At 48.8% G+C, this 15735-nt stretch carries 16 protein-coding genes; 10 read left to right on the top strand and 6 right to left on the bottom strand.

Annotated elements, in window-relative coordinates:
• Positions 1 to 14 precede the first annotated feature (14 nt).
• Both ruvB and BO18_RS14255 read left to right on the top strand, forming a co-directional pair.
• A complete protein-coding gene (gene ruvB, locus BO18_RS14260) occupies positions 15 to 1139 on the top strand; it encodes a Holliday junction branch migration DNA helicase RuvB (RefSeq protein ID WP_330379532.1) in 1125 nt (374 codons plus the stop codon).
• Positions 1139 to 1699, top strand: coding sequence for an epoxyqueuosine reductase QueH (locus BO18_RS14255; RefSeq protein ID WP_034447438.1), 561 nt, complete (start codon positions 1139 to 1141; stop codon positions 1697 to 1699). The genes ruvB and BO18_RS14255 overlap by 1 nt, the downstream gene beginning before the upstream one ends.
• On the opposite strand, the gene BO18_RS14250 is transcribed toward BO18_RS14255, so the two are convergent.
• Both BO18_RS14250 and BO18_RS14245 read right to left on the bottom strand, forming a co-directional pair.
• Positions 1681 to 3615: an Rqc2 family fibronectin-binding protein gene (locus tag BO18_RS14250; RefSeq protein ID WP_034447436.1), complete on the bottom strand. Its 1935-nt coding sequence runs from the start codon at positions 3613 to 3615 to the stop codon at positions 1681 to 1683. The two genes, BO18_RS14255 and BO18_RS14250, sit on opposite strands and share 19 nt — an antisense overlap.
• Before the next feature lie 4 nt (positions 3616 to 3619).
• Positions 3620 to 3817 carry a hypothetical protein gene (locus tag BO18_RS14245; RefSeq protein WP_034447435.1) on the bottom strand — a complete coding sequence of 66 codons (198 nt, stop codon included), beginning with the start codon at positions 3815 to 3817 and terminating at the stop codon, positions 3620 to 3622.
• Between BO18_RS14245 and BO18_RS14240 the strand changes: the two genes are divergently transcribed.
• Entirely contained in the window at positions 3801 to 4073 is a 273-nt protein-coding gene (locus BO18_RS14240; protein WP_034447434.1) for a hypothetical protein, read from the top strand. The genes BO18_RS14245 and BO18_RS14240 overlap by 17 nt on opposite strands.
• Here the strand turns inward: BO18_RS14240 and BO18_RS14235 are convergent.
• The 3 genes from BO18_RS14235 to yihA form a co-directional block, all read right to left on the bottom strand.
• Complete coding sequence (locus BO18_RS14235; RefSeq protein WP_185752496.1) at positions 4048 to 5217, bottom strand: ribose-phosphate pyrophosphokinase; 1170 nt, start codon at positions 5215 to 5217, stop codon at positions 4048 to 4050. The genes BO18_RS14240 and BO18_RS14235 overlap by 26 nt on opposite strands.
• Before the next feature lie 95 nt (positions 5218 to 5312).
• Positions 5313 to 6521 carry a ribose-phosphate diphosphokinase gene (gene prs, locus BO18_RS14230; protein WP_034447430.1) on the bottom strand — a complete coding sequence of 403 codons (1209 nt, stop codon included), beginning with the start codon at positions 6519 to 6521 and terminating at the stop codon, positions 5313 to 5315.
• Between the two features lie 111 nt (positions 6522 to 6632).
• Positions 6633 to 7238, bottom strand: a complete 606-nt coding sequence (gene yihA, locus BO18_RS14225) for a ribosome biogenesis GTP-binding protein YihA/YsxC (RefSeq protein WP_034447429.1) — start codon at positions 7236 to 7238, stop codon at positions 6633 to 6635.
• Positions 7239 to 7348: 110 nt separating this feature from the next.
• On the opposite strand from yihA, the gene BO18_RS14220 reads away from it, so the two are divergent.
• On the top strand, positions 7349 to 9790 hold the full coding sequence (locus BO18_RS14220) for a ComEC/Rec2 family competence protein (protein WP_034447427.1): 2442 nt from the start codon (positions 7349 to 7351) through the stop codon (positions 9788 to 9790).
• 36 nt (positions 9791 to 9826) lie between these two features.
• On the opposite strand, the gene BO18_RS34905 is transcribed toward BO18_RS14220, so the two are convergent.
• Positions 9827 to 10090: a hypothetical protein gene (locus tag BO18_RS34905; RefSeq protein ID WP_185752466.1), complete on the bottom strand. Its 264-nt coding sequence runs from the start codon at positions 10088 to 10090 to the stop codon at positions 9827 to 9829.
• 241 nt (positions 10091 to 10331) lie between these two features.
• On the opposite strand from BO18_RS34905, the gene BO18_RS14210 reads away from it, so the two are divergent.
• From BO18_RS14210 to BO18_RS14185, 6 genes are all read left to right on the top strand, one after another.
• The gene (locus tag BO18_RS14210; RefSeq protein ID WP_185752465.1) at positions 10332 to 11138 is read left to right on the top strand and encodes a hypothetical protein; all 807 of its coding nucleotides are present in this window, start codon (positions 10332 to 10334) and stop codon (positions 11136 to 11138) included.
• Positions 11139 to 11338: 200 nt separating this feature from the next.
• On the top strand, positions 11339 to 12523 hold the full coding sequence (locus tag BO18_RS14205; RefSeq protein ID WP_051688774.1) for a GH25 family lysozyme: 1185 nt from the start codon (positions 11339 to 11341) through the stop codon (positions 12521 to 12523).
• Positions 12524 to 12526: 3 nt separating this feature from the next.
• Entirely contained in the window at positions 12527 to 13585 is a 1059-nt protein-coding gene (gene holA / locus BO18_RS14200; RefSeq protein ID WP_034447424.1) for a DNA polymerase III subunit delta, read from the top strand.
• An 81-nt stretch (positions 13586 to 13666) separates the two neighbouring features.
• Complete coding sequence (locus BO18_RS14195) at positions 13667 to 14863, top strand: NADP-dependent isocitrate dehydrogenase (RefSeq protein ID WP_034447423.1); 1197 nt, start codon at positions 13667 to 13669, stop codon at positions 14861 to 14863.
• A 38-nt stretch (positions 14864 to 14901) separates the two neighbouring features.
• Positions 14902 to 15426, top strand: a complete 525-nt coding sequence (locus BO18_RS14190) for an SEC-C metal-binding domain-containing protein (RefSeq protein ID WP_034447422.1) — start codon at positions 14902 to 14904, stop codon at positions 15424 to 15426.
• A 36-nt stretch (positions 15427 to 15462) separates the two neighbouring features.
• Positions 15463 to 15735: hypothetical protein (locus tag BO18_RS14185; protein ID WP_034447421.1), on the top strand; the 273-nt coding region annotated here is incomplete at its 3' end.

Genomic DNA, 15735 nt, shown 5'->3' with positions numbered 1-15735 from the left:
GACAGGATATACAGATGATGAATTTTAACGAACAGGATAATGAGGAAGAGCGCGTCCTGGGCAGGCTCAGACAGCCCGGTGATGCAGAGGAGAAGGCCTTAAGGCCGGTGACCTTTGATGAGTATTCAGGTCAGACCAAGGTAAAGACCAATTTAAAGATCTTCATCGACGCCGCCAAAAAGCGCGGTGAAGCTTTGGACCATGTTCTCTTATACGGCCCTCCGGGTCTTGGAAAGACCACTTTGGCGGGCATAATAGCGTCAGAGATGGGTGTTGCGATGCACATCACCACAGGTCCTTCCATCGAGAAGGCAGGCGATCTGGCAGCGCTCCTTACCAACCTCAATGAGAATGAGGTCCTTTTTATCGACGAGATCCACAGGCTCAATAAGAGCGTTGAGGAAGTACTTTATCCCGCAATGGAGGATTACTGCCTCGATCTCATGATCGGTAAAGGTCCCGCCGCGAGATCCGTCAGGCTCGATCTTCCGCATTTCACGCTTGTTGGTGCCACGACCAGGGCAGGCATGCTCTCTGCGCCTTTGAGAGACCGTTTCGGCATGATAAACCGTCTTGAACTCTATGAGACCGAAGACCTCATGCAGATATTAAAGCGTGACGCAGGCCTTTTGGGCATCGCCATTAACGACGAGGGACTACGCAATATCGCTTCAAGGTCGAGAGGCACTCCGAGAATTGCCATAAGGCTTCTTAAGCGTATGAGAGATTACGCTTCTTACATGGAAAAGGATACGATCGACAAGGAGGTATCCGATTTCGGACTCAAGGCTCTCGAGATAGATGAACTCGGTCTTGATAACGTTGACAGAAGGGTTCTTACTGCTATCGCAGATATATTCAAGGGCGGTCCTGTGGGACTCGAGACCCTTGCAGCCTGCACGGGTGAAGATCCCGTGACGATAGAAGACGTTTACGAGCCTTTCCTGCTGCAGAACGGTTTCCTTGCGAAGACCCCCAGAGGAAGAGTCCTGACTTTAAGGGCTTTCGAGCATCTCGGCATGACTCCTCCGCCTTCATTCATCGCAGGCATGAAGAATAACGATACCATACCCGCAAAATTCGAGAACATAACGATAGAGGACTGGCAGAAAGCGAATAAGGACGGTGAGGACAACTGATGGGGAAGATGCTTCTTCATTGCTGCTGCGGTCCGTGCGCGATGTATCCCGTTGACCTGCTCCTGACAGAGGGAAGGGATATCGACTGCTTCTGGTACAACCCCAACATCCAGCCGCAGTTTGAGTTCGACCGCCGTCACGAAAACCTTCAGAAAGCCTGTGATCACTATAATGTCAGGCTTATCTCCGAAGGTTCGGAATGCATGCAGGACTACTGGCTTTCAAAGGAATACCTTAATGAATTCGCCTCCAGATGCGAGATGTGCTACGACATAAGGATGGATCATGTCGCGAAGTTTGCGTCAGAGAACGGTTATGAGTCTTTTTGCACGACGCTTTTGGTAAGTCCTTATCAGCAGCACGACAAGATCGCTGAGATAAGCGGCGCCAAGGCATCGAAATATGGGGTAAAGTTCGATTACATGGATTTCCGTCCCGGCTTCAGACAGGGTCAGGACATGGCCAGGGAGATAGGTCTTTACAGGCAGAAATACTGCGGCTGCATATTCTCTTTGGAGGAATCCAAATTCAGGGACAAGATCTACAAGTCCTTTGAGTGAGGTTCTTTAGCCTCGACCAATACCGAATAATAACCTTCGTAAATGACCATGCCGGGCTTTGCTCCCGGTATCTTTTTTACATGTGAGACGGGGCAGTAGTCGACTTCGGCCTTGAGCATTCCCGGCTTTGAATCGCCGGAAGTCATATGCTCTTCCAGTATTATCGCTTTCGAAAAGAATGCCGCGAGGCTGGCGGCCTCGAGGACAGCGTTATCAGAAGGCATTTCCTCGTTCGGCTTGGTCTTCAGGATGACGTGTGTTCCGGGAAGGCCTTTGACATGGAACCACCAGTCGCGTCTTGAAGCTGTGTGGAACGTGAGCTGGTCGTTCTGGATATTGTTCCTTCCGGCGAGAAGCTCGTAGCCGTCGGATGTCATGTATCTGCGGCAGGGGAGAGCCTTATCCTTGTGCTTGTCTTTATTGCCTTTGCCCATGTTGGCTCTTTTTGCGGCTTCCCTGAGGGCTCTGGAAGATGCTTTGCCGGATTTGGCGACACCGACCATCTTGTTGGGGTCGCCCTTGTTCTCGTTGGTGTTTTTTGGGGCGGAAGGACATTTGCGGAAACCTGTATCTCCGCTTATCTCAAGTCTTATCTCCTCGTTTATCGCATCAATGTCTTCGGCAGAAGATGCGGCGTTAACGGCTGCGCTCAGTGACCTCAGATATTCGACCGCAAGTTCGTCTTCTTTGAGATACTGCTCTGCGAGCTCCATCTTTCTCTTGGCCTTGTGGAAGCGCTTGTAGTATTCCTGGGCATTTCCTGAGGCGTCGAGCGTTGGATTTAAGGGAATGGTGATCTCGGCCTGTGTCTCAGAAGCATAATCGGTGAGCGTAACGCTCGAAGCGCCCTGGGTGATCATGTACTTATATGTGAGTATGAGATCTCCGGAATGCTTGAGCTTATCTGCTTTTCGGCCTTCCTCGAGATCCTGTTCGTGTATCTCGCGCTTTCTTATGACTCTTGCGAGTGCACTGCCTATGATCTGGTTTAATCTGTCGCGGCCTTTATCGAGTACGAGTCTTGAATCCCTTGCCTGATAGCACAGGTCTATGGCTTCGGATATCGAATTTGCGCTCACGGTCTTCGCATAGCCTTTTAGTTCCGCGATGGAAGCGTCAGCAGGCTCACCGTCATCTCCGTAGAAGACGTGAGCGGAATATGTGCCGTTTACGATGGTCTTCAGAAAATCCTTGACGGAATCATTCAGCGCGCTCCTGTCAGCGTCCTTCAGCATCGCAAGAGTCTTTCTGCCGTCGATCCCGGCCATGTCTGCGATATAAGCCGCGAGAATAGGGGAAAGGCCCTTGATCGAGCCTACGAGTGCTTTTTCTATGGGGCGGGAGAGTTCCGTTTCGAGGATCGGCAGATCCTTGTTCCCGGCCATCTCAAGAGCCGTTGCGGCATCGAGCTTTTCCTGTGCCGGCGGATAAACATAGACTCTGGCAGGCATGACTTCCCTTACGCGCGAAACGGAGAAATCGACATGTATAGCCGAATCCAGTATCCTGCCGTTCTCGTTTATGAGGACGAGATTTGAAAAACGTCCCATGAGCTCGACCGTCAGTGTGTAGAATTTTCTGTCCCTTAACTCGTCGTTGTTGCTTACCGTGATCTCTATGATGCGCTCGTATCCGGGATTGGTGACCTTTTCGATCCTTGATCCTGCCAGGTACTTGCGGAGCAGCATGCAGAATGAGGGCGGTATGGACGGGTTTTCCATGGTGTTCTCGGAAAAGCAGATGCGAGGAGACCCCGGATCTATCGAGATCAGGAGTTTTCTGTATCCGCCCGTGAATCTTATGTGAAGTATTACCGTATGCCTGTCGGGCATGTAGATCTTGTCTACACGCTTGCCTTCAAGTTCGGTATTCAGCTCGTTTGCGAGAAGCTGACAGGTTATGCCGTCCAAAGTCAAGGCACTATACCTCGTCTTCAGACATTCCGTCCGTGCCGTTCTTCTTCCTGCTTGAGAATACTAGCGTCAAAACACCCCAAACAACGACAGCGATGAGTATTTCCACGCCGAGGATCTTAAAGAAGACCTCATATTTGTTCCAGCTGACGAGAAGGTCAATGCCGACGATAAGAAGAACCGCTCCTATGAAGATAAGCGGCATGGCAGCCCTTGATGAAGCGAACTTCTTAAAGAGGGATTCTGCGCCCGATTCCTGCGGGGCAGGGGCAGACGTCCTCCTTGAAGTGGAACGCTGTGCTGAGCTGCTCCTGGAAGAAGTGCGCTGTGAGGAACTGCGCTGGCCCGTCGTGCGGGCAGACCTGCCCGAGGAGCTGCTTTTCGTGCTCCTTGAAGAAGTGCCAGCCGAACGTGATCTGCCTGTATTTGCCATTATCAGGGTTTCAGCTCTTCAGGATTAAGGCCGATCTTCTCTTTCGTTGCGAGGAGATTCTTGATCTTCTCGGTAGGATTGATGAGATTGGACAGTGAAGCGTCGTGGTTGATGGCATCGATGAGGAGAGCAACGAACTTGCAGAGGTTAACATCCGCATACCAGGGAGCTTCGAGGAGCTCAGGTCTTCTGTAGATGAGGTTTGTTGCAAATACCTTGTTGATAATGCCTTCTTCGTATGCCTTGTTGAAGTTGTCGATACCTTCCGTGAAGAGACCGAAAGTAACGGCGCAGAATACTTTTCTTGCTCCGCGTTCTTTCATCTCGCGGGCGATATCGATCATGGAATCGCCGGAGGAGATCATGTCGTCAACGATGAGGATGTCCATGCCTTCAACGGATTCGCCGAGGAACTCGTGAGCTACGATGGGGTTCTTGCCGTCTACGACTCTTGTGTAATCTCTTCTCTTATAGAATGTTCCGAGAGGGACACCGAGGATGGAGGCGTAGTACATAGCTCTGCCGATACCGCCTTCATCAGGTGATATGATCATGAACTTGCCGTTGGAGAAGCAGAGGTCGGGGACCTGACGGTACATCTCCTTGATGATCTGATATGTGGTGGGAAGGCTCTCAAAGCCTGCAAGAGGGATCGCATTTGCGACTCTCTCGTCGTGTGCGTCGAAAGTGATGATGTTTGCAACGCCCAATTCGTAGAGCTCTTCGAGTGCGAAAGCGCAATCGAGGGATTCTCTGGCGTTTCTCTTGTGCTGACGGCTCTCGTAAAGGAAAGGCATGATGACGTTGATCCTTCTTGATTTGCCGGAGCAGGCGAGGATGACACGCTTGAGGTCCTGATAGTGGTCGTCAGGGCTCATCCTGTTGTCCGTGCCGAACATCTTGTAGGTGCAGGAGCAGTTCATGATGTCGCTGATGAGATACAGGTCATGGCCTCTGACCGTATTCTTGACTACCGCTTTGCCTTCGCCTGATGAGAACCTTGCGTTCTCAACGGGGATCGTATAATCCTCTCTGAAGAAGCCCGGATAGGTATTAACGATCTGTTCCTGCTGATACTCGGAACGTCTCTTGTTGAGGTAGAAGTTTACCTTTTCGGTGAAATCCTCACTTCCCCTGAGAGCGATGAGACCGATGGGTCCTACGGGCGCCATGGGGTTGTCGCCGTATTGGTCGTAGCGGGAATAAGCTCTTTCGTCAGATGCTGATGTCATAATTGCAGCCTGCCTTTCATGCCTTTTTTGATTTCTTATTCTTCAAATTCATCTATGATCTCTCCGATCCTTATCTGACTCTTGAGATCTCTTAATCTCGAAGTCGAATTGATAAGGTCGTAGATAGATTCATCAAGGTTTAAAGAGTCTATGATCTTTGCGACGTAAGGCACCATGTCAGCGGCCAGGTACCATTCGCGTGATCTGAGTTCCTCAGGTGCATAGATCAGATTGGTGGTGCAGATGCACTTGAAGATGCCCCTCTCGTATGCTTTGTCCAGTTCTTCGAGCCCGTCGGTGAAAAGGCCGAAGGGAACGAGACAGTAAACATCCTTTGCTCCGCGGTCCTCCTTGAGGAGACGTGCCGTATTGATGACGGTGGATCCGGAATTGATCATGTCATCTATCAGCAGGATATCTTTGCCTTCAACGCTGTCGCCCAAGTAGTGATAGGATCTTCCGCCGTTGCCCGGCATCGTTGACTTATATCGGTAGCAGAAGCCCAGAGGGAGGCTCAGGTTCGTGCTGTAGAAATTGGCACGAGAGACTCCGTTGATGTCAGGGCTTATTACGAGCGTGCTCTCCGCATCGAGCTTTATCGAGCCGAAACGGTTGAGCAGGGTGGATGTCATCTTGAACTGGCAACGCGGCATCTCAATTGACATGAGCGGTACCGCATTCGCGATTCTCTCGTCGTGCGGATCGAAAACGATGAGATTGGCTACTCCCAGGGAATAGAGTTTTTTGAGCATGTCGGCGCAGTCGTAGGATTCACGGTGTGAATCGAGCTTTTCGCGGCGGCCTTCATAGACAAAGGGCATAATGACGTTGATCCTCTTTGCCTTACCCTTAATTGTCGAAATGATCCTCAAAAGGTCTCTGTACTGGTCATCGGGGGAGATGACGTGCCTGCCTACGATGAGGTCATATTCGATATTGCGCGAAAGAACGTCCGTGATGATGAAGATATCGTGTCCTCTGACACTCTCACCCAGCGAGAACTTGCCTTCTCCTGTCTGGAATCTGGTAAGGGAAGTGTCGATAAGATAATCTTCGCGTGCGTAGCCGGGATTTTCCTCGAATTTATTGTCAGGGCTTGCAGCGCGTATCTTTCTTTTGGACGAAAGGACGTCGGAAACCCTTTTTACGAAATCTCTGTTGGATGTATGTGCAATGATGCCGATCGGACCGAAAGGTGTCAGATTACCGTCCTGATAGCCCGCATTGACATATAAGTCGCTCATGGCTGCACTGATCCCCCATAAAAGAACTAATTAAATAATATCGGAGTAGCAAAACAAATCAAAGCGCTATCGTCATAAAATTTGCACGAAAAGTTGGTGAATTGTTGTTGATTATTTGAATAGCTCATCAGAGATTGCCTGCTTGAGATCAGGTATTCCTGATTTTTGCGGGTTTGTCTCATTGTTTGAGATCGCGAAAACCCTTGCATCTTCAGCAAAATCAAGACAGTTTGACATCATCTGCAGTTGTTTTCTGACCTGCTGGGCTGACATCTTGTCGCACTTGGTAAACACCAGAAAATAGGGAAGTCCGGTGCTGTTCAGGAAATTAAGCATGCCGATGTCGTCGTTTGACGGCTCATGTCTTATGTCGATAAGGAGAAGGACCAGATCGATGCCTTTTCTGACCTTGAAATAATTGTCGCAAAGCTCCGAAAATCCTGCAGATTTCTGCTTTGAGGCCTTTGAGAAACCGTATCCCGGAAGATCTGCTAATATTGCCTGTGAATCCATGTCAAAGTATATGATCTGCTGCGTTTTGCCAGGCGTCTGCGAAACTCTGGCAAGTTTCTTCGATCCGCCGAGTGCATTTACGAGGGAAGACTTGCCGACATTGGATCTTCCGGCCAAAACAACCTCGGGAAGTTTCTCGTCAGGAAGGTCCCTGACGGATGCGCAGGTCTTTAGATATCTGATCTTTCCGTAATTAATCGCCATGTAGATAACTCTGTCCAAACTGTTCAACTTGTCGTTTTTGTCGGGTTTTGTCGGTTTTTGGGGCCAAAATTGAGACAGAAACCGACAAACGGCCGCACTAGAATTTTAACATGAAGAACTACTATGGCAAAACATACGGAAATAAAGAGCTTTTGGCGCTGCCCGAACGTATCTTTCAGCGTCTGAGGATGCTGCCTTGCTGGCTTGATCAGATGTCTTATGCTTTCGCGAAGCGTCCGTGCCTTCTTCCTGCTGTTGTTTTGGCCGCTGACTGCCTTATCAGTTACCGTTCAGGATCCATGATACCGCCCGTTTTTCTGAGTGTTTTTATAGTATTTTTTTATGCGGTGTTTTGCTGTTCTAACAGTAAGGAAAAGACCTTCAGGAAACAAGCATTTCAGCATCGGTTAGAATACGCTAACAGGTTTGCGGTGATGTCCTGCGGCCTGATCCTGGCCGTTGTTGTGACACTGCTCGGATATAAGATCGTTTCAAGACTCAATGCATCCTGTTATCAGTCCGAAAACGGCGGATATCCGTGCGTGATAACGTCTGTTACATATAAACTTTCGGGTGATACGGACATTACCGCATGCTTGGATGGCGGAGCTCTTGCAAAGATCAGGTACCGGGGTGATCTGTCCGATCTTGAAAGCCTTTTTCCCGGTGACTGCCTGACACTTTTCGGAACCCTTAAAGAGCCTGAAAAAGCTGGCAATCCGGGCGAATTCGATTACAGGGAATATCTGAGGTCTAAAGGCATACTGTACATCTTTTCCTGCGACCGTTTTGTGAAAAACGGGAATGCATTTGTTTTATACAGAATTGCGGGTTATCTTCAGCAGTTTTTCTTTGAATTCAGAAGGGAAGCAGTCAGTGCTGTCTCAGATACTTTTGATGACTCTTTTAAAGCATTGACTGCAGCCGTGTGCACGGGTGACAGATCACTTCTGGAAGAAAGTGTTCAAAGGGATTTCAAGATGTCCTGCTGTTCGCATCTTCTGGCTGTCTCGGGCACTCATTTTGCGGGTTTTCTGGCTTGCCTTCCTTCTGTGCTCGATCTGTTGGGCATCAAACGCAGAAAAGCGATGGTTGCCTATGTCCTGTTCTGCGTGACCGTGGGTTGTCTTACGGGGTGGGGCAGTTCCGTTACGCGCGCCGCTGTAATGAGCATCTGCGCTTTTGCTGCGCGTGACTGGCTGTCAGCTTTAAGTCTGGCTTCTGTCGTAATGGTCACTGCCGACCCTTTCTGTCCAATGTCTTCCGGTTTTCAGATGAGTTTCTGCGCCGTTCTGGCCATAAAGACCTGCAGCGGAAAGATCACAGAACTTCTTATGCGCTTTCAGCTGGGCGAGAAGATATCGTCTGTTTTGAGTGTCACCGTATCTGCATCCCTCGGAATGATGCCTTTCTGGTCTGATATCTCTATGAGACCCGATCTGGAACACCTTCTGATCCAGATCGGCGGCTCTTTTGCGGCCGGAGCCTGCTGCACATTCTTTATCCCGTGCGTTTTGCTGTGCATACTGCTTCCTTTCTGGTCAGGATATCTGTCTTCTCCGCTTTTTTTATGCCTGAAATGCCTGAAAAAACTGGTCAGCGCGGGAAGCGTCATGAGCGGAAACGGCGGTGCACCGGTTCATCTTAGCAACATGCTCCTGTTTATGGCCGGGATTACCGTTTTTCTGCTTTTTATGCCGCCCTGTCTTATCAGAAGGCTGTTTCTGAAGATTTCTGCTGCTGTCCTTGCGTGCCTGGTCGGCTTTGAAGCTGTTTCAGTCGTTAATAAACCCTTGTGCACCGTGGTGTTTGCAGATGTCGGACAGGGTGACTGTTGCCTGATAATGACTCATGAACTGAACTGCCTTATAGATGGGGGAACATATGAAGAAGGCGGCAGGACAGTCCGTGATCTGCTCGACTATTACGGTATCGGCAAGGCGGATGTCTGCATAATGAGCCATTGGGACACCGATCACGCAGGAGGGCTTGCCGCATTATGCTCTCAGGGCAGGACAGGACTGATCCTCACGTCATATGTTCCGTGTGCCGGTGAAAGCGATAAAGACGTGAATGAGTTCTTCAGATCTGCTGAGATCAGTCCGGTAAAAGAAGCTTATCTTTCATGTTTGGCTGAAATAACGGCCGGAGAACGAATCAGACTGTCTGATTCGGTATATATAGACGTGCTTTATCCTTCTTCCGGTATCGGCGGGGGAAATGAGGAAAGCCTTGTCGTAATGCTTGATATAGAAGGGAAGGAGGAGACAAAGATCCTGTTTACAGGCGATATAGGAACAAGGAGTGAATCTCTTCTCATCGGTTCGGATGCCGATATAGACTGCGACATACTTAAGGTTGCGCATCACGGATCCAAATATTCGACTTCCTGTGAGTTTATCGAAGCATGTTCTCCCGCGGTTGCCGTCATATCCGTCGGTGAGCACAACTTCTACGGGCATCCCGCGCCTGAAACGCTCGAACGGCTGGAAACTTACGGGTGTGAGGTGTTCAGGACAGACAGGGAGGGGGCGGTAGTGATGGCGTTTTGATAAATGAGGATTTGATTCTGCATTGTTTATCAGCAGTTACGACAGTTTAATTCGAATATAACCGCCATTCGCATTGAAATAAGTGAATTGGCGGTAAAGAATAATTTCCATGGAGCAATATAAACCGCCATCTGCATTGAAACAAGTGAATTGGCGGTAAGGAATGATTTCCATGGAGCGATAGAAACCGCCATATGCATTGAAATAAGTGAATTGGCGGTAAGGAATGATTTCCATGGAGCGATAGAAACCGCCATATGCATTGAAATAAGTGAATTGGCGGTAAGGAATGATTTCCATGGAGCGATAGAAACCGCCATTTGCATTGAAATAAGTGAAGTGGCGGTAAGGAAGGATTTCTATGAAACAGCAGAGACCGTCAATTGTATTGATTTAAGTGGTTTGGCGGTATTTGCAATGAGCATGTGTTTGGATGTGACCGTCAGATTTCTTATATCGACCATAATGGCGGTCAATTCAAGAAAAATAGAAACTTGTATTAGCAGTAAACAGCAATTGATATATAAAAGGAGGACCAAAGATGGAAAGCATAAGAGATTTGCTTCAAATGCGAAAAAACGAACTCGATAAATATAAATTGATTGTCGTTAAGCGTCTGGAAAAACTGAAGTACAAAGGAACGCCAAAGTACCATATCTGCGTTGATTCGAATAAAGGACAATGCTATCTGAAAAAAGACAATTTCAGTGCAAAGGGTAAATATGCAAGAGGAAGCGAACTCAGAATTGTTGAGCAGGTTGCAAATTACGAATATCTTAACAAAATGGTCAAACTGATAGATAAGGAAATCGAGAATATCGAAAGAATATCAAAAACGCTAGGCAAGACTTCAGCCGAAGACTATTATGGGACGCTCTGCAAAGGCCGACAGAACCTGATCATACCGATTAGGCAGACGGATGAACAATATGTTGAAGAATGGCTGTCAGAACCGTACGAAGGCGGTAGTTTCGGTGTTGGTGATGCTGAATACTATACGGAAAAGAACGAACGTGTCAGATCAAAGTCAGAGATACTGATCGCCAATGCTCTGAAAAAACATGGTGTTCCATATAAATACGAGTGTCCGCTATATTTGGAAGGACTGGGCGTCATACATCCGGATTTTACCGCGCTAAACGTTAGACGAAGGAAAATTCTTTATTGGGAGCATCTGGGCAAGATGGATGATGAGGATTATGCAAATAAAAATGTAAACAGAATAAACATTTACGAGAAAAACGGGTTGTTCAAGGGAGAAAAGCTCATATTGACATGGGAGACCAGCAAGACGCCTCTGGATGTGCTTCTCATGGACAGTGTTATAAAGCATTATCTGCTTGAATAATTGTCGTGTACAGGCATTTGCAGGCAGCCTCAAATGAGCATATAAAAACAGCCGAAAACACGGGATCAGTCGGGCTTGTGTCGGTCTTTGCCTTATTTTGTCCCATAAAGTGCGATAGAAAAGGAGCCAAGTTTGTTATAATCGAAAAATGATATGGGATCTTAGGAAAGGAATCAGCAGATGCTGAAGAATGGAGATATATGCTGAATAAACGTTTAAGAAAGATAAAGATGGCTGCTGCCGTGCTTCTTGCGGCTGCCATGATGATCACCCCGCTTGCAGGGTGCGGTGCGGATGTGCATCCGCGCGATACTGAAGGCATGAGAGACGGCGATGACATACAGCCGAGCCCCACGCCGACAGATACGCCTACGCCCACACCGAGCAATACTCCGACACCCACGCCTTCGCCGACACCGGCCATACCGCACATGGAACAGCCGGAAGAGGATACAAAGGCCCCGATGTTCCTCAACCTGCCTGAGAGCGCAAGTGTTGAGCTGGGTTCAGAGTTTGACATCAACAGACATATAGGTTTTATAGATAATTGCGACAGCGATGTCGAAGTAAGGATTGACGGCGAGGTCGACACATCCCAGGAGGGCAGATATCCCATTACGGTAACGTTGGTCGACGATGCGGGTAATACAAAGTCCGGCGAGATGACCATCAGGGTCTATGTGCCGAGCTCTTCGGGCGGCGGTGGCGGAGGAGGCGGCTCCGACGAGCATACGACTCTTGCGTTCAGCGATTTCATGGCCAGGTATCCTGACAGTGACATAGCGTACGGTATTGATGTTTCCAGATATCAGGGAGACATCGATTTCGAGAAAGTAAAGGCGGCAGGATGCGAATTCGTCATGCTCAGAGCCATGATCTACAACAACGGCGAGCTGGGCGAAGACCGCAAGTTTGAGGAGTATTACCGTGACGCCAAGGCTGCGGGCCTCAAGATAGGCGTTTACTACTATTCGACCGACAGCACCATTGAGATGCTCAGGGAGCACACCGCAGAGCTCCTGAACGTTCTTGCGGACAAGGAACTCGATCTTCCCGTCGCATTCGACTGGGAGAGCTGGTCACATTTCCAGAAGTATAAGATGAGCATTGTCGATATCAATAACCTGTTCTATGAATTTGCAGGCTTGATGGAAGCCAACGGTTACGGCACGATCCTTTATGCGAGCAAGTATTATCTCGAGATCATCTGGGAGCCTGCCGGTTATGATGTATGGCTTGCACATTATGTAAAACAGACAACATATGAGGGTGATTACACCATGTGGCAGACCGGATCCATAGGCAGGATCGACGGCTGTTCGGAAGACGTTGATACGGATATTCTCTTTAAGAGCAGATATCCCGAAGTGTTCGGAGGTCAGTAACAGATGGCAAAGCCGAAGGCTCTTCCTCAGGGAGTTCTGAATTCCAAGCAGATGCTGAACAAGATCAACAAAGAATCCGATTCTTTGGGTCTTGTGCTTTTGTATGGCACAGAGACATACATGATCGACGGAGCGGTAAACATGCTCAAGAAGGTATGCCTGGGTCCCGGAGCCGAAGATATGGATTTTGCTTCGATCGACACGAGGACGGGCGAGAAGTTCGACATGGGCAAGCTCGAGGAACTGATCTCCATGCCCCCGTGGATGTCGCCGAAAAGGCTTATTGTTGTCAGACAGTCCGGACTTCCGGGAAGGGAACTGTCAGATAAGGACCTGAATGTGCTGAAAAACATCCCGTCGTCTACCGTGGTCGTCTTCTTTGAGGAAAACGTAGACAGCCGCAAGAAAGCGTTTAAGGCTTTCGTGCAGTACGGCACGGTTGCTTCCATGGCCGGCTTTGAAGAGGATGAACTCCTGAACTGGATCGGCAACAGATTCGGCAAGGAAGGCCTGAAGGTTAACTATGATGCCGCAACTTCAATGGCTTCAAGGTGTTCGGGCAACATGATGGAGCTCGTAAATGAGGTCAATAAGGTGGCTCTTTACTGTCAGAGCAAGAATTATACTGTGGTAACACCCGAGATAGTCGAACTGTGCTGTCCGGCTGACCTGAGCGGAAGGATCTTCGATATCATGGATTCCTGCGGAAGCGGAAATGCGGCTTCCGCGCTTGGGACTCTTGATAAACTGATAATCAATAAAGAGCCTATGGTAATGATAAGGGCGTCCATCATGAGCCACATCAAGGCCCTGATAATGGCCAAGGAAGCCGGAAATCCGAACGTTCTGATAAAAAGGACCGGCATGAAGGAGTTCAGGGCAAAGAAGATCTGCCAGCAGGCAAATAATTTCAGCATGAATTCGCTCATAAAGCTCTATCTGACTGCGGCAGACCTGGACAGCGACTTCAGGCACGGCCTTATCGATGAGAGATATTCCCTGGAGATAGTCCTTGTAAAGGCAGCTGCAAAGACCGACGGTAATCCAGGCTCGTTTTCATGAGGTTTTTCCCCATTTTTTGATTTGACGTTAAAGGGTTAATGCCTTAAAATCTTCTAGTATTATTTATATGAGGGAGATCTTATGGCTAAGATTCAGATGAAGACCCCGCTTGTTGAGATGGACGGGGATGAGATGACAAGGATTATCTGGAAACAGATAAAGGAGATCATTATCGAGCCCAATGTTGACCTGAAGACCGAATATTTCGATCTCGGATTAAAGCACAGGGACGAGACGGCAGACCAGGTAACCATCGATGCCGCCAACAGGACAAACGAGCTCGGCGTTGCGGTAAAGTGCGCGACGATCACGCCCAATGCCCAGAGAATGACAGAGTATAATCTCCACACTATGTGGAAGAGCCCTAACGGCACGATCAGGGCCATCCTTGACGGAACGGTATTCAGGGCACCGATCCTCGTAAAGGGAATAAGACCTTTCGTATCATGCTGGGAAAAGCCTATCACGATCGCAAGACACGCATACGGCGATGTATACAGAGACACCGAGTTCCTTGTAGACGGACCTTGCAGAGCTGATCTTGTTCTCACTTATCCCGACGGAAGACAGGAGAGCCAGACGATCTTTGAATATAAGGATGCAGGTGTTGTCCAGGGTCTGTACAACACTGACAAGTCCATTTCCGCATTTGCGACTTCCTGCTTCGAGTATGCATTGGATACAAAGCAGGATCTCTGGTTCGCAACAAAGGATACCATCTCCAAGAAGTACGACGGACGATTCAAGGAGATCTTCCAGAATATCTATGACACACAGTACAAGGAAAAGTTCGAAGCAGCCGGCATCACATATTTCTATACGCTCATTGATGATGCTGTCGCAAGAGTCATGCGCTCTTCAGGCGGATTTGTCTGGGCGCTCAAGAACTATGACGGCGACGTCATGAGCGACATGCTCGCTTCCGCATGCGGTTCACTTGCAATGATGACATCCGTTCTCGTTTCACCCAAGGGCGTTTACGAGTATGAGGCAGCTCACGGTACTGTTACAAGACACTACTACAGACACCTCAAGGGTGAGCAGACATCTACTAACCCTATGGCTACACTTTTCGCCTGGTCCGGTGCGCTCAGAAAGAGAGCTCAGCTCGACGGTCTTAAGGATCTTGAGGATTTCGCAGACAGGATCGAGAAGGCTTCCATCGAGACCATTGAGGAAGGCACGATCACCGGAGATCTCAATAATCTCCTTGACAACGACAACAAGAAGACGGTTACTACCGAGGAGTTCCTCAGGGCTGTAGCTGCCAAGCTTTAATCAAGCTTTAATAAAGAATATTTCGGAGGATTATGAAAATGAGTTATTACAAGACCTGGATGGACAGATCCGAGGATGCATCCAACAGACAGGAATATGTTGAATATATCAACCGTTACTATGCACTCGAGAAGGCAGCTTACGAGAAGATCCTGGGAGCTTATCCCGACAATGAGGAATATCTCAGCGGCAAGGCTTCCGAGCTGGCTAAGAAACTGGACTTCCCCAAGGATGCAATGGATGTATTCGTAGGATTCATCGACGGCATCAAGTCCAGCCTTGTTAACGGTGATGACATCGACCTCGAAGCTATCGATGACGATTATGAGATCAAGCTCGTGATCGATTACGAGAAGCTCTACTACAACATGCGTGATGCAAAGGCTGACTGGCTCTATAACATCACCGCATGGAAGTCTATCCTTACTGACGAGAAGAGACAGGAGATCACGAAGGAATACCGCGATGCAAACATCGCACATTCCGATAAGATCGGACGTAACGATCCGTGCCCCTGCGGTTCCGGCAAGAAATACAAGAACTGCTGCGGCAAAAAGGGTTGATAATAAGCCCCGTACTAACGCATCAGGAGAATACTCTTGAAAAAACTGTTTAAGAATAAATGGTTCATAGCACTTCTCGTCATCCTCGTGCTGACGGCTTTTGCCGTGCTGAGTCTGGTTCCGGGGAGCCCTGTTAAAAAGTTGCTCCAGCCGGTCCAGCTTGTGACGAGTCCTGCCCAGTCCATTGTAAAGTCGGCAGGTGACACGTTGTCCGATTTCTGGTCAGCCATCACTGACGGTATCGCCATAAGGGAAGAGAATAAGGCCCTTAAGGAGCAGATCGCCGATCTGAGATACCATCTTACGCAG

This window comes from Butyrivibrio sp. AE2032, from assembly GCF_000702965.1.
The sequence above is the reverse complement of the archived record's forward strand: the minus strand, read 5'-3'. Positions and strand labels throughout refer to the sequence as shown.

Excerpts from the sequence above, each read along its gene's own strand:
- ruvB (WP_330379532.1), top strand. The coding sequence starts at position 15 with ATGATGAATTTTAACGAACAGGATAATGAGGAAGAGCGCGTCCTGGGC.
- BO18_RS14255 (WP_034447438.1), top strand. The coding sequence starts at position 1,139 with ATGGGGAAGATGCTTCTTCATTGCTGCTGCGGTCCGTGCGCGATGTAT.
- BO18_RS14240 (WP_034447434.1), top strand. The coding sequence starts at position 3,801 with ATGAAGATAAGCGGCATGGCAGCCCTTGATGAAGCGAACTTCTTAAAG.
- BO18_RS14245 (WP_034447435.1), bottom strand. The coding sequence starts at position 3,817 with ATGCCGCTTATCTTCATAGGAGCGGTTCTTCTTATCGTCGGCATTGAC.
- BO18_RS14235 (WP_185752496.1), bottom strand. The coding sequence starts at position 5,217 with ATGGCGCCCGTAGGACCCATCGGTCTCATCGCTCTCAGGGGAAGTGAG.
- prs (WP_034447430.1), bottom strand. The coding sequence starts at position 6,521 with ATGAGCGACTTATATGTCAATGCGGGCTATCAGGACGGTAATCTGACA.
- yihA (WP_034447429.1), bottom strand. The coding sequence starts at position 7,238 with ATGGCGATTAATTACGGAAAGATCAGATATCTAAAGACCTGCGCATCC.
- BO18_RS14220 (WP_034447427.1), top strand. The coding sequence starts at position 7,349 with ATGAAGAACTACTATGGCAAAACATACGGAAATAAAGAGCTTTTGGCG.
- BO18_RS34905 (WP_185752466.1), bottom strand. The coding sequence starts at position 10,090 with ATGGAAATCATTCCTTACCGCCAATTCACTTATTTCAATGCATATGGC.
- BO18_RS14210 (WP_185752465.1), top strand. The coding sequence starts at position 10,332 with ATGGAAAGCATAAGAGATTTGCTTCAAATGCGAAAAAACGAACTCGAT.
- BO18_RS14205 (WP_051688774.1), top strand. The coding sequence starts at position 11,339 with ATGCTGAATAAACGTTTAAGAAAGATAAAGATGGCTGCTGCCGTGCTT.
- holA (WP_034447424.1), top strand. The coding sequence starts at position 12,527 with ATGGCAAAGCCGAAGGCTCTTCCTCAGGGAGTTCTGAATTCCAAGCAG.
- BO18_RS14195 (WP_034447423.1), top strand. The coding sequence starts at position 13,667 with ATGGCTAAGATTCAGATGAAGACCCCGCTTGTTGAGATGGACGGGGAT.
- BO18_RS14190 (WP_034447422.1), top strand. The coding sequence starts at position 14,902 with ATGAGTTATTACAAGACCTGGATGGACAGATCCGAGGATGCATCCAAC.